Annotated in this window: 20 protein-coding genes, 1 tRNA gene and 1 pseudogene; 8 read left to right on the forward strand and 14 right to left on the reverse strand. The window is 45.5% G+C overall.

The features are described 5' to 3' along the window. The 7 genes and pseudogenes from V7Z69_RS03035 to V7Z69_RS03065 all read right to left on the reverse strand — a co-directional run. A pseudogene (locus V7Z69_RS03035) lies at positions 1-427 on the reverse strand (hypothetical protein); the annotation flags it as partial. A 45-nt stretch (positions 428-472) separates the two neighbouring features. Beyond that, complete coding sequence (locus tag V7Z69_RS03040) at positions 473-1,360, reverse strand: DMT family transporter (protein WP_014163650.1); 888 nt, start codon at positions 1,358-1,360, stop codon at positions 473-475. Between the two features lie 6 nt (positions 1,361-1,366). Next, complete coding sequence (locus V7Z69_RS03045) at positions 1,367-2,041, reverse strand: GntR family transcriptional regulator (protein WP_334138486.1); 675 nt, start codon at positions 2,039-2,041, stop codon at positions 1,367-1,369. A gap of 122 nt (positions 2,042-2,163) precedes the next feature. Next, a complete protein-coding gene (locus V7Z69_RS03050) occupies positions 2,164-2,328 on the reverse strand; it encodes a hypothetical protein (protein ID WP_334138488.1) in 165 nt (54 codons plus the stop codon). After that, positions 2,261-2,686, reverse strand: coding sequence for an ATP:cob(I)alamin adenosyltransferase (locus V7Z69_RS03055; RefSeq protein WP_334138489.1), 426 nt, complete (start codon positions 2,684-2,686; stop codon positions 2,261-2,263). The genes V7Z69_RS03050 and V7Z69_RS03055 overlap by 68 nt, the downstream gene beginning before the upstream one ends. Before the next feature lie 3 nt (positions 2,687-2,689). Continuing rightward, positions 2,690-3,133 carry a DUF2703 domain-containing protein gene (locus tag V7Z69_RS03060; RefSeq protein ID WP_334138491.1) on the reverse strand — a complete coding sequence of 148 codons (444 nt, stop codon included), beginning with the start codon at positions 3,131-3,133 and terminating at the stop codon, positions 2,690-2,692. 31 nt (positions 3,134-3,164) lie between these two features. Continuing rightward, entirely contained in the window at positions 3,165-3,584 is a 420-nt protein-coding gene (locus V7Z69_RS03065; protein ID WP_014163646.1) for a PaaI family thioesterase, read from the reverse strand. 99 nt (positions 3,585-3,683) lie between these two features. Between V7Z69_RS03065 and V7Z69_RS03070 the strand changes: the two genes are divergently transcribed. The 4 genes from V7Z69_RS03070 to tpx all read left to right on the forward strand — a co-directional run bounded on the left by V7Z69_RS03070 (position 3,684) and on the right by tpx (position 6,090). After that, positions 3,684-4,466 carry a carbon-nitrogen family hydrolase gene (locus V7Z69_RS03070; protein WP_014163645.1) on the forward strand — a complete coding sequence of 261 codons (783 nt, stop codon included), beginning with the start codon at positions 3,684-3,686 and terminating at the stop codon, positions 4,464-4,466. Positions 4,467-4,564: 98 nt separating this feature from the next. Continuing rightward, a tRNA-Leu gene (locus tag V7Z69_RS03075) sits at positions 4,565-4,652 on the forward strand. 223 nt (positions 4,653-4,875) lie between these two features. Next, positions 4,876-5,493 (forward strand): phosphatase PAP2 family protein, encoded by a 618-nt coding sequence (locus V7Z69_RS09930; protein WP_416376409.1) that lies wholly within the window; start codon positions 4,876-4,878, stop codon positions 5,491-5,493. Between the two features lie 78 nt (positions 5,494-5,571). Next, a complete protein-coding gene (gene tpx, locus V7Z69_RS03080) occupies positions 5,572-6,090 on the forward strand; it encodes a thiol peroxidase (RefSeq protein WP_014163643.1) in 519 nt (172 codons plus the stop codon). A gap of 51 nt (positions 6,091-6,141) precedes the next feature. On the opposite strand, the gene V7Z69_RS03085 is transcribed toward tpx, so the two are convergent. The 7 genes from V7Z69_RS03085 to V7Z69_RS03115 all read right to left on the reverse strand — a co-directional run bounded on the left by V7Z69_RS03085 (position 6,142) and on the right by V7Z69_RS03115 (position 13,276). After that, on the reverse strand, positions 6,142-6,603 hold the full coding sequence (locus tag V7Z69_RS03085) for an Lrp/AsnC family transcriptional regulator (RefSeq protein WP_014163642.1): 462 nt from the start codon (positions 6,601-6,603) through the stop codon (positions 6,142-6,144). A 101-nt stretch (positions 6,604-6,704) separates the two neighbouring features. Then, complete coding sequence (locus tag V7Z69_RS03090; protein ID WP_334138493.1) at positions 6,705-7,892, reverse strand: cystathionine gamma-synthase family protein; 1,188 nt, start codon at positions 7,890-7,892, stop codon at positions 6,705-6,707. Positions 7,893-8,088: 196 nt separating this feature from the next. Then, positions 8,089-9,174 carry an NAD/NADP-dependent octopine/nopaline dehydrogenase family protein gene (locus V7Z69_RS03095; RefSeq protein ID WP_014163640.1) on the reverse strand — a complete coding sequence of 362 codons (1,086 nt, stop codon included), beginning with the start codon at positions 9,172-9,174 and terminating at the stop codon, positions 8,089-8,091. Between the two features lie 113 nt (positions 9,175-9,287). Further along, the gene (gene dctP / locus V7Z69_RS03100) at positions 9,288-10,292 is read right to left on the reverse strand and encodes a TRAP transporter substrate-binding protein DctP (RefSeq protein WP_014163639.1); all 1,005 of its coding nucleotides are present in this window, start codon (positions 10,290-10,292) and stop codon (positions 9,288-9,290) included. 47 nt (positions 10,293-10,339) lie between these two features. Further along, on the reverse strand, positions 10,340-11,437 hold the full coding sequence (locus tag V7Z69_RS03105; protein ID WP_334138495.1) for an NAD/NADP octopine/nopaline dehydrogenase family protein: 1,098 nt from the start codon (positions 11,435-11,437) through the stop codon (positions 10,340-10,342). Positions 11,438-11,450: 13 nt separating this feature from the next. Continuing rightward, positions 11,451-12,752: a TRAP transporter large permease gene (locus V7Z69_RS03110; protein ID WP_334138497.1), complete on the reverse strand. Its 1,302-nt coding sequence runs from the start codon at positions 12,750-12,752 to the stop codon at positions 11,451-11,453. Next, entirely contained in the window at positions 12,749-13,276 is a 528-nt protein-coding gene (locus V7Z69_RS03115) for a TRAP transporter small permease (RefSeq protein ID WP_014163636.1), read from the reverse strand. The genes V7Z69_RS03110 and V7Z69_RS03115 overlap by 4 nt, the downstream gene beginning before the upstream one ends. Before the next feature lie 242 nt (positions 13,277-13,518). Between V7Z69_RS03115 and V7Z69_RS03120 the strand changes: the two genes are divergently transcribed. The 4 genes from V7Z69_RS03120 to V7Z69_RS03135 all read left to right on the forward strand — a co-directional run bounded on the left by V7Z69_RS03120 (position 13,519) and on the right by V7Z69_RS03135 (position 16,415). After that, positions 13,519-14,235: a FadR/GntR family transcriptional regulator gene (locus tag V7Z69_RS03120; protein ID WP_334138499.1), complete on the forward strand. Its 717-nt coding sequence runs from the start codon at positions 13,519-13,521 to the stop codon at positions 14,233-14,235. A gap of 112 nt (positions 14,236-14,347) precedes the next feature. Continuing rightward, positions 14,348-14,974, forward strand: coding sequence for a V-type ATP synthase subunit D (locus tag V7Z69_RS03125; protein ID WP_014163634.1), 627 nt, complete (start codon positions 14,348-14,350; stop codon positions 14,972-14,974). A gap of 2 nt (positions 14,975-14,976) precedes the next feature. Next, positions 14,977-15,324, forward strand: a complete 348-nt coding sequence (locus V7Z69_RS03130) for a hypothetical protein (RefSeq protein ID WP_014163633.1) — start codon at positions 14,977-14,979, stop codon at positions 15,322-15,324. Then, positions 15,324-16,415, forward strand: a complete 1,092-nt coding sequence (locus tag V7Z69_RS03135; protein ID WP_334138502.1) for a V-type ATPase subunit — start codon at positions 15,324-15,326, stop codon at positions 16,413-16,415. The genes V7Z69_RS03130 and V7Z69_RS03135 overlap by 1 nt, the downstream gene beginning before the upstream one ends. The last annotated feature ends 9 nt before the right edge of the window (positions 16,416-16,424 follow it).

Genomic DNA, 16,424 nt, shown 5'->3' on the forward strand with positions numbered 1-16,424 from the left:
TGGCAGCGGAGATAGGATATTTACCACCTCCGTAGCTTCCTGTGACTATTATGGGCCACTGGTTCTTTTGGGCGAGTAGGAAGGCTCCCACAGCTCTTTGGACAGTGTAGGGGCCTGGTTCGGTCTCTTCAGGAGTTTTGCCGTATCTGCATCCTCCATCCAAAAGGACTATTACGGGGTTTTGAGGAGCTTCAGGAAGTGACGGAGTGACAGCTTTCTCTAGGGGAAGCAATATAAACCTTTCTCCTATGGGAGTTGCCAGAAACCAAAAAGCCAAGGAAAGGATTAGTAACATTCCTCCCAGGGCTTTTCCCTTATGTTTTTTCAGAAGGCATGAAAGGCCCAATAATGCCAGAACAGTGGAAAAACATCCTGGAGGAACCAACAGACTTTTTATCAACTTGTAGAGAAAGAACTTAATAGCCATTGGTTGGTTTACCTCCTCTTTGGTAGAACACAGCCATTAATGGTTTTATATGGATATTAAAACAATACCTGCTGTCACCAATGATACTCCCGCTAACTTTATTTTTGTAAGTTTTTCATTGAGGACAAAAAAAGCCACCAGTGCGGCTATGAATGGCCTTGCAGAAACTATGCAGGTAGATACTTCCACGCTTATGAATTTGAAACTGTAGGTGAAAAGCAAGTTGCCTATGGTTAGTCCAAGAGCTCCAGCCAGGGCTATTTCCATAATGTTGCCGAAAGAGATGTTTTTGATATCTTTTGTGTTTTTATTTGCAATAAATATTGCCCAAGAGCCTATAGTTACTGAGACTGCCCGCCACCACTCAAGTTGTGGAGCTGATAGATACTCCATCAAAAGCTTGTTTGTGATTATACCGAAGGTCCAACAGCTCATAGCGAGCACTGCAGCAAAAAGTCCTCCAAAAGAGACAGCAGAAGGAATGATAGAACCCCTGCTACTGGAAAGAAGTATCACTCCTAGTACTATCAAGATTGCTGCTGCCAGGATCATTGCGTTGAAGGGTGAGTTCAGGAATATCCAAGATGCCGGGACAGCTAGCAGAGGGTAAGCAGAAGTTATGGGAACACATAGAGAAACCCCTAACCTGTGCAGGGCTGCGAAGTAGAATAGATCTCCTACAACCAACCATATATTTGAGCATATGAATACTATGGCAAAAAGTTTAATGCCAGGGAAAGCAAAGCTTTTTAATCCCATCGTTATGAACAGGAAAATTGCTGCGCTGACTATGTAGCCTATGCATCTTATTGCTCCAAGGCCAAAATAAGAAACATAGTCGATAGCTCTTCTGTAAAACACTGGAGCTATCGACCATGTGAATGCAGCCATGAATGCCAGTGCGAAACCTATAGAAGTGGTAGTAGGTGCCATTTTGGGTTATTTTTCTTTCATGTCAGGATGGTTTCTTAAGTAGGACAAAAGACCTTCCTTGGTGCGAGCCATATGAGCCTTCATTTCCTTTTCTGCCCTTTCCCAATCTTGATCCAGGATGGCGTCGATGATCAAAATATGTTCGTAGGCGAAGGTAGTGAGAGGGGTGCCTTCGACAGAGTAGTGACGACAGAGGTTGATCAGATCCGATATGTTGTTCAACATTTTATGGAGGTACTTGTTGCCCGATGCCTCGTAAAGCATGTTATGGAACTTTCTATCTTCTGTTAGGTAGTGTTTGGTTGGGGTTTTCTCGTTTATTGCCGCAAAGATCTCTCGATACTTTTCGAGAGTTTCACGTGGCGGGTTCTTTATGACGTACCTCAAAGCCATGAGCTCAAGGGTGGCTCTCAAGTCGTACAGGTCCTCTGCGTCTTTTAGTGTGGGGAGGGTCACAAAGGCCCCTTTTCTAGGTTCCAAGGTTACAAGCCCCGTTTGAGCAAGCTGTCGAATGGCCTCCCTTACAGGCGTCCTTGAAACGGCAAGCTTATCTGCTATCTCGACTTCAGAAAGACGCTCTCCCGGTTTTATAAGGCCTTCCACTATGGCTTCCTTGATTTTTTGATACACTATCTCCCTCAGATCCATGTTCTTTGCCGGAGTAAAAGGATTATTAGTCATTAAAAAAGAGCCTCCCCTCAAATATAGCCGTATACATAACCCATTATACAATAAACTTAATGCTTTGTTCTACGGGTTGTAAGTTAAAGTTGCAAGAGGTGTTTTTTTAACGGCTAATTATTTTAGTCGGCGCTGCTCTGTTTCTCCTCCATGTTGAGCCAAAGGGCAAGAGCGAATATGGCGTCAGAGAGGCGGTTTATGAATATGTAGCTTTTATCCTCAATCTTTCCCTCTCGGTAAAGCTTGACGGCCTTTCTCTCTGCCCTTCGGGCAATAGTGCGTGCCAAGTGGAGAAAAGAGCCTACTTTGGAGTCTCCAGGTCTTAAAAAGATATGTTTTTTTTTCGCCTACGATGGTTCCTACGTGAGATATTATTTTCTCTAGGGCCTGATATTCGGGACATGGAACACCTGGGAAAAGTGAGAGATGTCCCATTAAAGTGCCAAGCATGTTTTCTATCTCAAGTAGATGTGCATTTATTTCCTCAAAAGCACAGTGGGCCCTTGCTATACCTATGGCGGCTTGGCACTCATCTAGAGTTCCGTATAGCTCCACTCTGGGGTGATCTTTAGGTACTTTTTCACCGTTGCCCAGAGTGGTGAGTCCTTTGTCGCCCTTTTTCGTGGTTATCCATGGGATATCCATGTTTTATCCCCCACATCCGTGGCAGCCATCGCAGCTGTGGCCGCAACCTCCACCTAGCTGTTCCAGAGCAGAGAAGGCAACTCTCAATATACCATCTAGGATCAGCCCAGGTGGCAAGGATTGGAATGCTTTGCCTTCTACTACTAGGGCTCTACATTCTCCTGAGCTTTCTTGGCATGGGCAGAGCTCCATGTCCACGGGGACTCCGATGATCTCCTCCAGGGGAGTTTCTTCGAAGTCCATTTCTTGGCATGATAGAGTTACCTTGTTTATATCCTCCACTTTGCACTTATCATCCCTGATAAGCTCTAGCTCCAAGTTGAATCCTATGTTTTCGAGTTTCGGATTCATCTCGGAAACAACTTTTTGAAGGGTATCAATGGTCTGGTCAACTGGCTGGCATCTTGGGGCAGTCGCGCTGTAGTGCCTAATGATGATTTTGTTCATTTTTATAATCCTCCTAAGTTTGTTTATTCTGTTATTCTTTTTGCAGCACGAAAAGGGCCTTTGCGTCTACGTGTACTTTTCCCTTCTCGTCAATTATCCGGGCTTTGGTTTGGACTTTCTTCCCTTCTTGGTGATGGACTGTCCCTACGGCTGTATAGGAATCTCCTGCCTTCACTGGCCTAAGGTACCGTACTGATAAGGAAGCTGTGAAACCAAAGGATTTTGTGGTCTTTTTAAGTGCCCAAGACATAGCGTCGTCCACCAAAGCGGCTAGGATTCCCCCGTGCACTATCCCTTCAAAACCGCACCAAGTTTCATCAGGTCGGAAAGGAATGTTGATTTCTTGATTTTCGGGGTCCCAATATATGCTTACGCCAAGAGACCTTGGGTTTTTGCCCCTTTTGTCGCATACGAAGCAACCGTCGTAGCCTGGCATTTTTTCCAAGGGCATCTTCTTCACCTCCAAGGATAATAGATATATTCTAGCAGTACCGATGAATAGATGGTACAGTAAAAAATATATGATGCTAAATTGAAAGGAGGAAAAGCGATGAAAATTTCAATCATACAGATGAATATCGTAAAAGGGAATCCTGACGAGAATTTCAGGACGGTTGAATCGAAGATAAGAGAGGCGGCTTTATCGGGACCTGATGTTATTTTGCTGCCGGAAATGTGGAACACTTCTTACGCGTTGGAGGAGATTTTGGAGATAGGGGACTCCAATGGAAAAAGGACGAAAGATTTGATCTCCTCCCTTGCCAAGGAGTTTAAGGTTAACATAGTAGCTGGTTCTGTCGCGGCGATAAGGTGCAAGAAAGCCTACAACAGATTGATGGTGTTCAACAGGGAAGGAGAAAAAATAGCAGAGTACGATAAGATCCACCTGTTTGGCCTCATGGATGAGGATAAGTACATAACCCCAGGCAAAAAGGTCTGCCTTTTCGAATTGGATGGGATAAAATGCGGGGCCATGATTTGTTACGATCTGCGTTTTCCCGAACTGGCAAGGGAGTTGACGCTAAAAGGAAGCCAAGTCATTTTCGTTCCAGCCCAATGGCCCGAACCTAGAATTCACCACTGGAAAACCTTAATGACAGCCCGAGCCATAGAAAACCAAGTATTTATGGTTGCTGCTAACAGGGTAGGGGTGGAGGACCAGAACGCCTTTGTGGGAGGATCAATGGCGGTGGACCCCTTAGGGCAGGTCCTTGCGGAACTAACTGGTGATGAGGGTATAGTTGAGGCTCATATAGACTTTAGTGTGCTTGAAAAGGCAAGAGAGGCCATACCAGTTTTACAGGACAGACGGCCGGATGTGTATAAACTGTGATATTGTTTTCTTTGTGTGTGGAAGTTGTATTGAAAAGTAAAAAAATTCCCCTTAGAGGTTGACAAAAAGGCCAATGAATAACAAAATATTCTTGCGCTGCCGGAGTGGCGGAATTGGTAGACGCAGCGGACTCAAAATCCGCCGGACCTTGGGTCTGTGGGAGTTCGAGTCTCCCCTCCGGCACCAAAAAGACAGATAGCCCCGGGCATAGCCCGGGGTTTTTTATTTTCAGCATTGTATTGGATGTGTCACATCCATAGTATCAAGGCTGCCTTCAGCTTTGTTGTTTTTGTGTATTCGTTTGATAAAATATGTATCCATATGATATTGGAGGTTGCTAATGGGATATGTAGTCTCCTTAGATCATTACATTGCTATAAAAATGATGGAAATTAGGGACAGTTGGGGCATGGGGTTGTTCAGCAAAATCACCCTGCTGGGAAATTGGCAGATTATTTTATGTGGAACCATATTGGTGGCTTTGTATCTTCTTATTGAAAAAAGAAAGGATCTATTTTTTTCTTTCCTTGTCTCCATGGGGGGGTGTTCTGTCTCCACTGCTTTTGTTAAAGAATTAGTGAAAAGACAACGCCCCTTTGGGATCTCGGACATCTTAGGCTATTCCTTCCCGAGCGGTCACACATCTCATACGGCATGCTTCTACGGTTTTGTGTTTTTTTTATTATTGCAAAAAATAAGAAATCCGCTCTTTAGGGCGGGAGTATTCATTTTTTGGTTGGGAATAGTTTCTTTGGTGGGTTTTAGCCGTTTATATTTGGGTGTTCACTATTTTAGCGACGTTTTGGCAGGGGCCCTTTTAGGGAGCGTTTGGCTCCTGATAGGAATAGGCACGTTGACGTTATTTAAAGCTAAAAGCGAACCTGTTCATAATGCCCATCGTGTTCTTTTGACCCGTGATTCTGGGAAAGTTAGTTCATATTTTGCTTTTTTGTTTTTTGCAGCCTGGTTTGTTTTATATTTGTTCGTTTCTCTCAGCTCTTTTCCTGTGTATGCCCCAGGTCCATAGAATGTATGGCATTAGATTGATAAAGAGAAATGTTATAATAACTGAGCATGTTTATTTAATTTGTCGGAGGTGAGCTTTATGGAGCGCAAAGGTGTCATAACCATGAAAGGGAATCCACTTACTTTGGTAGGGAATGAGTTGAAGGAAGGCGATAAGGCGCCTGATTTTGTGGTGTTAAATGAAAATATGGAAACAAGGACGCTGGATTCGTACAAAGGTAAATACAAGGTCATATCTGTAACGCCTTCGCTAGATACGCCTGTATGTGACTTACAACTTCAATGGTTCAACGAGGATGCCTCTTCGGAACCTGACGATGTGGTGGTCTTGAACATATCCATGGACCTTCCTTTTGCCATCAAAAGATTTTGTGCAGCAAAAGGTATAAAGAATGTAGAAGTCCTTTCGGATCACAGGGAAGCTTCCTTTGGCCAGAACTGGGGAGTGCTTATAAAGGAGCTCAGGCTTCTTGCTAGGTCCATCTTCATCGTAGACAAAAACGACGTGGTTAGGTATGTCCAAATCGTTAAGGAACAGACCAATGAACCTGACTATGAGGATGCCATAAAAGCTTTAAGAGATCTCGTAAAGGAGTAATGCAAAAAAGGGCCGTTGGCGTGCAGCTTCTGCCAACGGCCCTTTGGGGTTCTACAGGCTAAATGTTTTACAGGGTTTATTTATGGCTATAGAAGTGGAAGGCTTGCCAAAATCGTACAGCTTATGGAGAAATTCGTTGAGCTCCTTCATGGATGGGAAGGCGGCTTCCATGTATATGTCTATGTCACCGGTCACGTTCCAGAACTGCCTTACAGCACTTTCTGAGGGGAGCTTTTGAAGCAGGTCTTTTTCCTTCTGTGGGGAATGACACTGCATAGCGATAATGGCTATTATGGGAAATCCTAGCATCTCCTCATCGATCAAAGCAGAGTATCCCCTTATTATCCCCAGTTGTTCCAGCTTCTTTATCCTTTCTCCGACGCTGGAACAAGAGAGACCTACTTCTGCTCCTATTTCTTTTAGGGAGGCTTTGGCGTCCTTGTGCAGTATCTTGATGATCTTTTTGTTTATGTCATCTATGATGCTTGTCGATGAGTTCTTTTTCCTTCCCATGGTTACCTCCATTTGGCTGGATATAAAATGTGAAGTGATATGGAATAAAATTTGGAAGGCCCTGTTTGCTTATGATGGGCCTTCCAAAGGTTACCATGATTTTAGACCTCTTTGAGAGCTGAATCAAGGTCTGCTATGAGATCTTCTGAGTTTTCGATACCAACGGAGTAGCGTATGAGGGTTTCAGGTATGCCGAGGGATTTTCTTTCTTCAGCAGTGCATTCTACGTGGCTTGTCGTAGCTGGGACTCCGGCTATGGTCTCTACGGCTCCCAGGTTTGCAGCTTTGTGAGCCAACTTCAATTTGGGCAAGAACCTCTTTACGGTTTCAAAGGAATCGCCAATAAGGGTAAAGCTCAGCATTCCGCCGTAACCTTTCATTTGACGTTTGGCTATTTCGTATCCTTCGTGGGACTCAAGCCCTGGGTAGAAAACTTTTTCTACCTTCGGGTGTTTTTCCAGGAATTTTGCTATAGCCATGGCGTTTTCGTTTTGCCTTTTTACCCTCAGCTCCAGGGTCTTCATGCCTCTTAAGATAAGATATGCCGACATGGGGTGAAGGGTAGCTCCGGTTATCTCTTTGTAATGGAAAATTTTATCTATCAACTCCTTTTTGCCACAGACCAATCCGCCTAAGGCATCTGCGTGTCCGCCAAGGTATTTGGTTGCACTATGTACGACCAAATCGGCCCCTAGTAACAGAGGATTTTGGTTTATGGGCGTGGCAAAGGTATTGTCACAAGCAACTATAGCTCCTTTTGCCTTGGCTTTTTCTGATAGCCTCTTGATGTCCACGATTTTCATCGTTGGATTTGTGGGTGTTTCCAAGTAGAGTAGGTCGCATCCCTTTTCTATTTCTTCTTCGATTCGTTCAAAATCGGTAGTGGGGCAGAGCACAGCTTCTAGGCCTGCCTTTGGGAAAAACTCCATGAATATTTTACTGGTCCCTCCGTACGTGTCCCTGATACTGACCACCCTTTGCCCCTTGGTGAGAAGACCAAAAAGCAGTCCGCTTATTGCACCCATGCCCGTTGAAAAGCTGGTTGCCTCTTCGGCTCCTTCTAAGATTCGTATTTTCTCCTCCAGAATTTCCACCGTTGGATTTGTGTTCCTGCTGTATATGTGCCCCTCCCTTAAACCTAAAGCTGCCTTTAACCATTCGTCTACGTCTTGGTAGCCAAAGGAAACGCTGTGCACTACTGGTACCTGAGTTGGTTCTCCATTTGCCGCCTGCTTTTCTCCCCCCCATACGGACAGGGTGCCCATGTTCCAAGATTGCTCCCTTTTCATAAATAATCCCTCCCCTCGTATATGCAAAATATATTAAGATAAAAATTTAAAATCCGTATGTTTTCTGTATCCTCAAAGGGACTTGTTGCCGTAAATATTATGGATAGGATGAATTATGGCAGAAAAGTTTAGGTTAAAAAGGCCTCCGCGGTTACTTGCCCACGGAGGCCAACGGGAAAAGGAGGGATTGAGCTAGTTATGAGGTCAGGTTTATTATCTCAGGGATAGAAAGATCCTCTATACCCAGGGTCTCCAATGTGGTTCCAGTAGCAAGGTAATCTTTGTCGTGGAGGAAAGATGCAAGTTTAACAACGAGCTCTGCCACAGGAAGTTCTAACCCGGCTTTTTGGGCCAAAAGCAGTATTGGAACTATGACCCCAGGCACGTCCTCTGTTAGGTATCTGCCGTATACGCTTTGTCCTACCAGGTCCTTGTAAGGGGATTCGTCACTGTTTACGTATTCATATATGGTCTTTGCATCGTTGTCTCCGTAGTACATCTTAAGTTGAGAAAGACAATCCTGAAGGTTGAGACCTAAGGCCTTACCTGCCATTATTCTTTCTTCGTCCAGCTTGTGCATTTTTTCGGAGATGATTGGAGTGATGCCGTCAATGTAATGGCGGAAGGTTTTTCCGTTCTTCTCTATTTCTCCGTAGTTAAGTAGGACGGGGAAGGGGTGCAGGGTGTAGTTAATGTTGTCGAAATCCACCTCCAACAGGTTTTCAGCAGGTAGGTATTTTACATATCCATCAAATATGTCGTTCATCACTGCGAGGATCTCTTCGTTCTTGCTGCTTGGTGAGGTCCCCATCTTCATGGAGAACTTCTTCTTGTAAACCATTACCTTGTTGTATGTGTCTATCCTGCAAGCATAGGGCATGGAGGCGGTCTCAGAAATGGTTATATTCTTTTCTATACCGGCCTCTTTCATCATCTTCCTGAGCCTTAGGCCGCCGAAGTTACCTGGAACGATTACTATGTTTTGGCCGTCCTCCAAATAGGGGATCATTTTCTTGAAAATAGGCTCATGGGCAAACGAAGGAACTATCACCAGAATGAAGGAAGCTCCTTTCACTGCTTCGGCAATGTCCATGGTGGCTCCGAGGAGTTTACCACCAACATTTATATCGCCTTCGAGGAACATTTCCTTTTCTTCTCTTATTTTTTTGAAATCCTCAGTTTCCTCCAGGGGCTCCCACATTATTACGGGGTAATTTTTCGCTGCAATCTGGGCACACCATGCTCTTGCTCCATTTCCACTACCTAAAACGGCGAACTTCAAGGTGGATGTCCTCCTTCCTTAGATAAATACTAAATACCATGATACTAATATCCCACAATTGGCATGGTTAAAATATTTCCCTGGGAAGATGCTTCCCAGGGAAATATTGAAGCTTACTCGACGATATTTTTGAGAACGCTGTCAGCCCACTCCTCGCCGAGGTCCTTCTTTATCTCGGGCCACACTTCGGCTCTTACTTTCTTTGCGATGTTGTTCAATTCCTCGTCAGAGAGGGGAACTATGGTGATGCCGTAGTCTGCTAGGCGCTGCTCGTTGGCGGCCTGATCCTTTTCAGCCTGTACCATTCTTCTGGCTTCAAATTCTTTAGCGGCGTTGAGCACTACTTCCTGTAGATCCTTGGGGAGTTTGTTGAATGCTTCCATGTTCATGTACAGATACCACTGTTCAAAGTGGGTGTTAGCAGGTATGTAGTATTTTATTACGTCTCTGAAGTTGGCGTAGTATCCTTCAGCACCGGAGCCGATTATTCCATCCACTATGCCGGTCTGGATAGCAGTGAACGCTTCGGAGAAGGGTATAGGCGTAGCCTGGTATCCCATGGCGTTGGCCAGAAGCTGGAAGGATTTGAGTGGAGGAACACGAACCTTTATGCCTTTCTTAACGTCGGGATCTCCGGGCGCTACTGGCTCAACATTGAGGGCGATGCCGCCAAAGTAAACGGGATAAGCGGCAAGATACTTTATGTCCTGCTTTGCGAAAAGCTCTGCAGCAGTGTTCATAAGAGGGCTTCCAGAGGCGTAAACTTTCTTTGCCTGCTCCCATGTCGCAACCATATAGGGTAGATTCAATATCTGGATTCTCCTATCGGCTGCAACCCCAGGAGGCTGGCAGGCCATCTCTATGGCGCCGACGCTTATCCTTTCGTGAACGACGGTGTAGTCACCCAATTGGCTGGCGGGGTATATTTCTATCTTAATTTGACCTTTTGAATCTTCAAAGACCTTATCAGCGAACCAATGTACATCTTTGTCAATAGTTGTTCCCTGTGGGCGAACGTGGGATAGTTTCCACACGTACTTAGGCGCTGCCAGAGCCGCTCCTGCTGAGGCCCCGAGGATAAAGGCCAGTGCTACAATTAACCATATGGCTTTTCTCATTTTGTTTTCTCTCCTTTCTCTTTCCTTGGTTTAGCTTATCTGCTACTTTAGTAACCCTTTTCGATGTACCGTATCAGGTCTTTCACCTCCAATCCGTCAAGGCCCAATTTTTTAAGATTCCTTCCCGTTTCTTTGAATGGTTCGTCCAGTAGGGCTGAGCATAAGGTTATGATGCTGTCTATTATGGGAGTCTCTACGTTGGCGGTTTCTGCAAAGTCGGCTAGCGGCACCAGCAAGTTAGGTATGTCTTCTGTGAGGTACCTATGTCTAATTTCTTTAGGGGCGTCGGAGCCGTGTCCTGCGTATACGGGATTTTTAGCTAGAAGTTCATATATGCTTTCTCCTTCAACAGGGTAAGCTGTTTTTATCCACTCAATCGCAGAAAGGAGGTTAAGTCCATAAGCTCTTGCTATCTGCAGCCTCTCTTTATCCATGAGCTCTTGAAGCTTGCCAACGGAGGGCGTAACTCCATCGGTATAAAATCGGAAATCGCCGCCAGTGGACTCTATCCTTCCAGCGTTAAGCAGCACGGTGGTTGGGTGGACTATCATGTTCATGTTTGAGAAGCCTATCTCCAGTACGTTTTTTGCAGCCCTGAGGGGTATAGGGAAGTACTCCTGTATATCGTTAATCATGGCATTAGTTCTCTCTCCAGGGAAAGCGGATACGGCTATAGATTTTTTAAGTCCCCAAACGTTTACTACTCCGGGTTCGACCGCTCTGCATGCGTAGGGGAGTGTGTCTGTCTCACCTAGTGTTACGTTCAATGCGGTCCTTTTTTCACCCATGTAGTTTGCCGCTTCCAAGCTGCCGAAATTGCCTGGAATAAAGATTACTGTGCTTCCTTCCTCCAGGTATGGTACGGCTTCTGCGACTATCGGCATCTGCCCGAAGGAAGGGACCACGATATATACGATCTTAGCCCCTTCCAAGGCCTCTTTCATGTTAGATGTGACAGCCTCTAGTTTTCCAAAACCGTTAATCGCTCCGGTCAGCTTCACTCCTTTTGCCTTTTGAATCGGGGAGAGCTTATCCGCGAAGTCGGGCAGCTCGTAAAGCCTTACTGAGTTGCCCATCATTGCAAGGTGAGCACTCAGCGCTTGTCCCCCATTACCTGCTCCTAAGACTGCTATCTTTTTCTTCACCTATAACTCCCCCTTAAAGGTAACCTAGAAGTCTCGGCAAGAAGAGAGATAGGTCAGGCCAGAAGGACGTCAAAAAGACCACGGGTACGTAACCAAGAAGCAACAAGATCATAGCTGGTTTGACTATCTCCATGAATTCGACTTTACCGATCCTCATGCCGAGGTAAAGGATGCTGGCATACGGTGGCGTAACTCCACCCATTGCCAGATTTACGCCCATTATTGCCGCGAACTGAATGGGATGTATCCCTATGGCCTGTACGAGGGGAAGAAGTAGGGGTGCGATGAGGATGACGCCAGTTATATCGTTTACTATCATGCCCACGAAGAACAATAGGATGTTGATCATAACCAGGAGTACGACTTTGTTCTGGGTTATGTCGAATATAACTTGAACAAGAGCCTGAGGAACCCTCAGCATGACGTAAGTTTGGCTCAACATCAAGCAGAAAAGGATCATGATGAGTATCGCTCCGACGGATGTAGCGGAGTTCCAAGCTATTTCGTAAAAGTTTTTGAGGGTAAGGCCTTTATACACGAAGAAGCCCACCGGAATAGAATAGATGACGGCGACGGCCGCAGCCTCTGTGGGAGTCATGATTCCTCCGTATATGCCTCCAAGGATGATGAATGGCATCATCAAGGCAGGCAAGGCAAGACGGGTTCTCCTTTTTATTTCGTTCCACTTTTCCTTTGGAGGCAGCTTGGGCTCCAGTTTTAGATCAAATTTCCTTGCCCATATGACGTTTATGAGGGCGAAAAGGAAGGTTATCAAAAGACCAGGTCCTACAGTAGCAAGGAAGCACGCAAGTATGGAGGTTTCAGTGACCCAGCCGTAAACTATCATGACGACGCTTGGTGGAATCAGTAAGCCCAAAATTGAGGAATCTGTTACCAGGGCTGTTGCGTATCCTCTGGGGTATCCTTCCTGTTCCATTCGGGGAATCAATATCGGGCCCGTAGCTGCAACTCCGGTGAAGCCGCTACCGGATATGGCGCCGATTATTGCGCAGCTAATGGAGGCCACTACCCCCAGGCCGCCTCTCATTCTTCCGACAAAGACGTTTACAAAGTCAAGAAGGTACTTTGCTATGCCGCTTTCACTCATAAGGGTTCCTGCAAAGATAAAAAGAGGAACGCATAAAAGGACAGGGTTTGTGATCTGTCCAAGTCCCCAAAGCATCATGCCTTTCATTGTTGCTCCGCCCAAGATGCTCATCACCATGAGGCCACCTCCGAAACAGAAGGGCAGAGGCACACCCAAAGTGAGGCACGCAACAACGACCAGAAGAGAAATTATTACGGTGGACATCATGATAGGATTCTCCTTTCAGAGGATTGTGCTTTTTTGAAGAGGTCAAAGTTGTGAACTAGTTCCAGGAAGGTGTAAAAGGAAATTACAACGAGGGCTATGAAGACCATTGCGTCGGAGTATATAGTGGGTATGTAGAGTGTGGGACTTACCTTACCAACCCGCAAGGAATATTTGAGGAAATCCCACCCCCAGTAGGTTAGCCAAATGGCAACTATTAGGGATATGACCGAGGCTATGGATCTTACCAAATAGACAGATTTTTCCTTCTTTAGGAAGACCTCCAGGACCCTAGCCACTATTTGGCTTCTTTCAAGGGAAGCATTCATGGCTCCTATGAAGTAAAGCCAAACGGAAGGAAAAAGAAGCATCTCCTCGATGCCCATAAGAGGAGCTTTGAAGACGTAGCGCAAAATAACCTGAGCGAAGACCATAACAGCTATGGCTACCATTAAGACAGTCAAAAGAAAGCGTTGGGTTTTCTCTACCCATCCAAGAAAACCTGTGTATCCAGAGCTTTCCAACAAGATGACCCCTCCTAACATTTAAATGTTATATAATAATTGTTCAGACAGATGAGTCTGCCTTGTTTCTAGAGGGATTAACACAACATCCTAATGTAGGATATTTACATGATGGTATAATAAGCTTAAGTATTCTGAGTGTCAAACAGTTTGTTTTTGTATAATGAATACAAAAAACAAACTGTGCTTGTGAAATAAGATCTTGCTGATAGTTGTTCATCCTTTTGTTGTGAGGAGTGATGGGTTTGCTGAAACCTGCTGAAAGATCGACACTTTATAAGGAAGTAACAGAACAGATGCTCTTGGCTATAAAAAATGGAGTTTGGAAGGTTGGGGATAAGATCCCAAGCGAGATGGAACTGGCTGAAAGATTCCAGGTTGGCAGAAACTGCGTTAGGGAGGCAACAAAATCCTTGGCGGTGTCGGGTATCCTGGAGGCGAGGCCAGGCCAAGGAACCTTTGTCTCTCCTGTAGCCCTGCGGAAAATAATGGCTTATGAACTCTTCGACTACATGAATGAGGAAAGGGCATGGATAGAGCTTATGCAGGTAAGAGCGGCGCTAGAAAGCGACTTGGCTTACCTGGCTGCTGAGAGGGCAACAGCTGAAGATATAAGAAGACTGGAGGAAATAGTAGCAAAAAGCACTAGAGCAAATGGCAAATATCATCCTTCAGATCAGGAAGAACTGATGGTTCATTCAGACTTTCATGAGGCTATAGCGGAGATAGCGGGAAATAATTTTGCTCTCAAGCTTCTAAGGTCTATAAAAACGGAGATCAACGAACACAGAAAGAAATATTGGGAATTTGATGAAAAGATCTGGGAAAAGATGATAAAGGCCCACAAACAGATTGTGGAGCATATAGCGAACAGGAAGCCAGAAAAGGCAAGGCACCTTATGCGAAAACACCTGTTGGAGAGCATAGAAGATTATAAGAAACTCAAGAAAAACGATAAATAGACCCCCTTTTGGGGTGATCAAGAGAGTTGGATGACCTTTTCTAGCGGTAATTTGGGCTGTATAATGGTTGTATAATAAATTAAAAACAACTCCAAATAAGGGGGTAGCTTGTGTGGCCGTAAAGGTTGTTCCAACGAGAGGAAACCTGTTCAGGCTCGCAAAAAAGCTGAAAATGGCCCAAAAAGGGCACGCATTGTTGGAGCAAAAGCGCCAAATTTTGATGTTGGAGTTGAGCTCCACCATAGCTAAGGCCAGGAAAGTTCAGAAAGAGGTAGCAGAGGTCTTTCAGGAGGCTTATTCTGCTCTTCAGCGTGCAAACATATCTTTAGGCGTTGAGACCGTGGAGGAGATAGCCCATTCTATACCAGAGGAGCGGCGTTTCGTCATACGCCTGAGGTCGGTAATGGGTGTGGAAGTTCCGGAAGTGGACCCCTTAGAGCCCAAAGCGAACCCTGCATATTCTTTTCTGGAGACCTCTAGTTCCATGGATGAAGCCTACCTTGCTTTTTGCAAAGTTCGATCGATTCTCTCTCAACTTGCGGAAGTGGAGAACGCCGTTTACAGGCTGGCCGTTCAAGTCAGACGCACCAATAGGCGTGTAAACGCTTTGGAGAAGGTTGTAATCCCCCTAACCCAAGCTTCGATTTCAGAAATATCCTCCGTTTTAGAGGAAAGCGAGCGAGAAGACTTCGTCCGTATGAAGACTGCGAAGAAACAAAAGATTAAGAGGGAGGGGTAAACATGCCCTCACTGCAGGAAGCTTTAGCGGTCTTGCTTGGTGCCGAGAGTGAAGGCGCAAGAGAAGTAGAAGAGGCCAAGGCCGAGGCAGAGAGAATAAAAAAGGCGGCCAACGAGAAAATAGCAATGGAGCGGCAGCGGAGATTAAATGGAGCTAAGGAAAAGGCCAAAGCCATTATTGAAAGCGCAAGGTCAGCCGCTGAGGAGGAAGCGAAGCAGATCTTGGAGGTTGGAAAAATGGAGAGACAGAGGGCCAGGCGACGTTTCAATGAGGTAGTGGAGGCGGTCGTAGATTCCTTGGTCAAAGAGCATGTAGCAAAAATATTGAAAAGCAAGGAAAGGGAGATATAGTGTCTTTCTTTTCTTTGGGAGAGCGAGTCTCCGCGGGAGTATTCTCCCACGTTTTATACGCCAAGCTTCTCAAGGATGAGGAGATGTGGCAGATCCTCATGTGCGATGATGTGCCTGAAATATTGGAACAACTTGCTAAAACTTTGGGGTACAAGGATGCCGTAAAGTTTATTCGTCCCGAAGATGAAGGTAGGGTACAGTTGGAATCCCGCCTAAAAATAATCCCCCTTGAGCAAGCTAAAACATTTCTACGAACCATGCGAGGAAAATATAAGCATTTCCTGGTTGCGTGGATAAAAAGGTATGAAGCTTCGGCGCTTAAAAGAACTCTCAGGTATCTCCTGACAAGGAGAGGTAATAGGGAAAACCTCAGGATGTGGTTGCTCTCTTTGGGAGATACTTCCCTACCCTTTGATTTGCTTCTGTCAAGCAGGGATTTTTCCGATGCTTTCGAAGCGTTGAAGGGAACCATCTATGAAAAGCCTCTTAAAGAACCCTTGAAGCGTTTGGCCTCTGGAAAGGAAAACATGTTTCACGTTGAGATGGCTATAGATACGACAACGATGACAAACCTTTTCGATGCAGCCTATGCCCTTCCATACTTAGAGCGCCGATCTGTATTGAAGATAATAGGTTTGTACGTGGATCTTACAAACGTCATGTGGATATACAGAGGTCTTAGGTTTTACGACCTTACACCAGAGCAGCGACTGGCGCAGCTTCTGCCCCGCCGTTACAAGTTTACCAGAAGCGCATTGAGGGCTTTGGCTAGATCATCCGATGTTGATGATTTTTGGGGCAATCTAGAAACTTCCGTTTATGGTAATTTGTTTGAGCACCCTTACTCAAAAAGCGATATCTCCTTTGAAAGAGATTGTAAAAGGGCTATCCGAGAGGCGGCCCGAAGAGTCTTCAGGGCCGGCAGGGTTGATTTTGCCACTGTGATGGCCTATCTTACGCTGCTCGAGTATGAGATAGGTGATCTCTGCACTATCATAGAGGACGTTCGGTACGATTATGACCGGCGCCAGGCTGCCCTTTATCTAATTAGGCCCCTGATTCCGGAAGGTGAGATTAAATGGCCGTTGTGAAAATGTTGG

The sequence above is a fragment of the Thermovirga lienii genome (genome assembly GCF_036847465.1).
In the GTDB taxonomy this organism is placed as follows: Bacteria; Synergistota; Synergistia; order Synergistales; family Thermovirgaceae; genus Thermovirga; species Thermovirga lienii.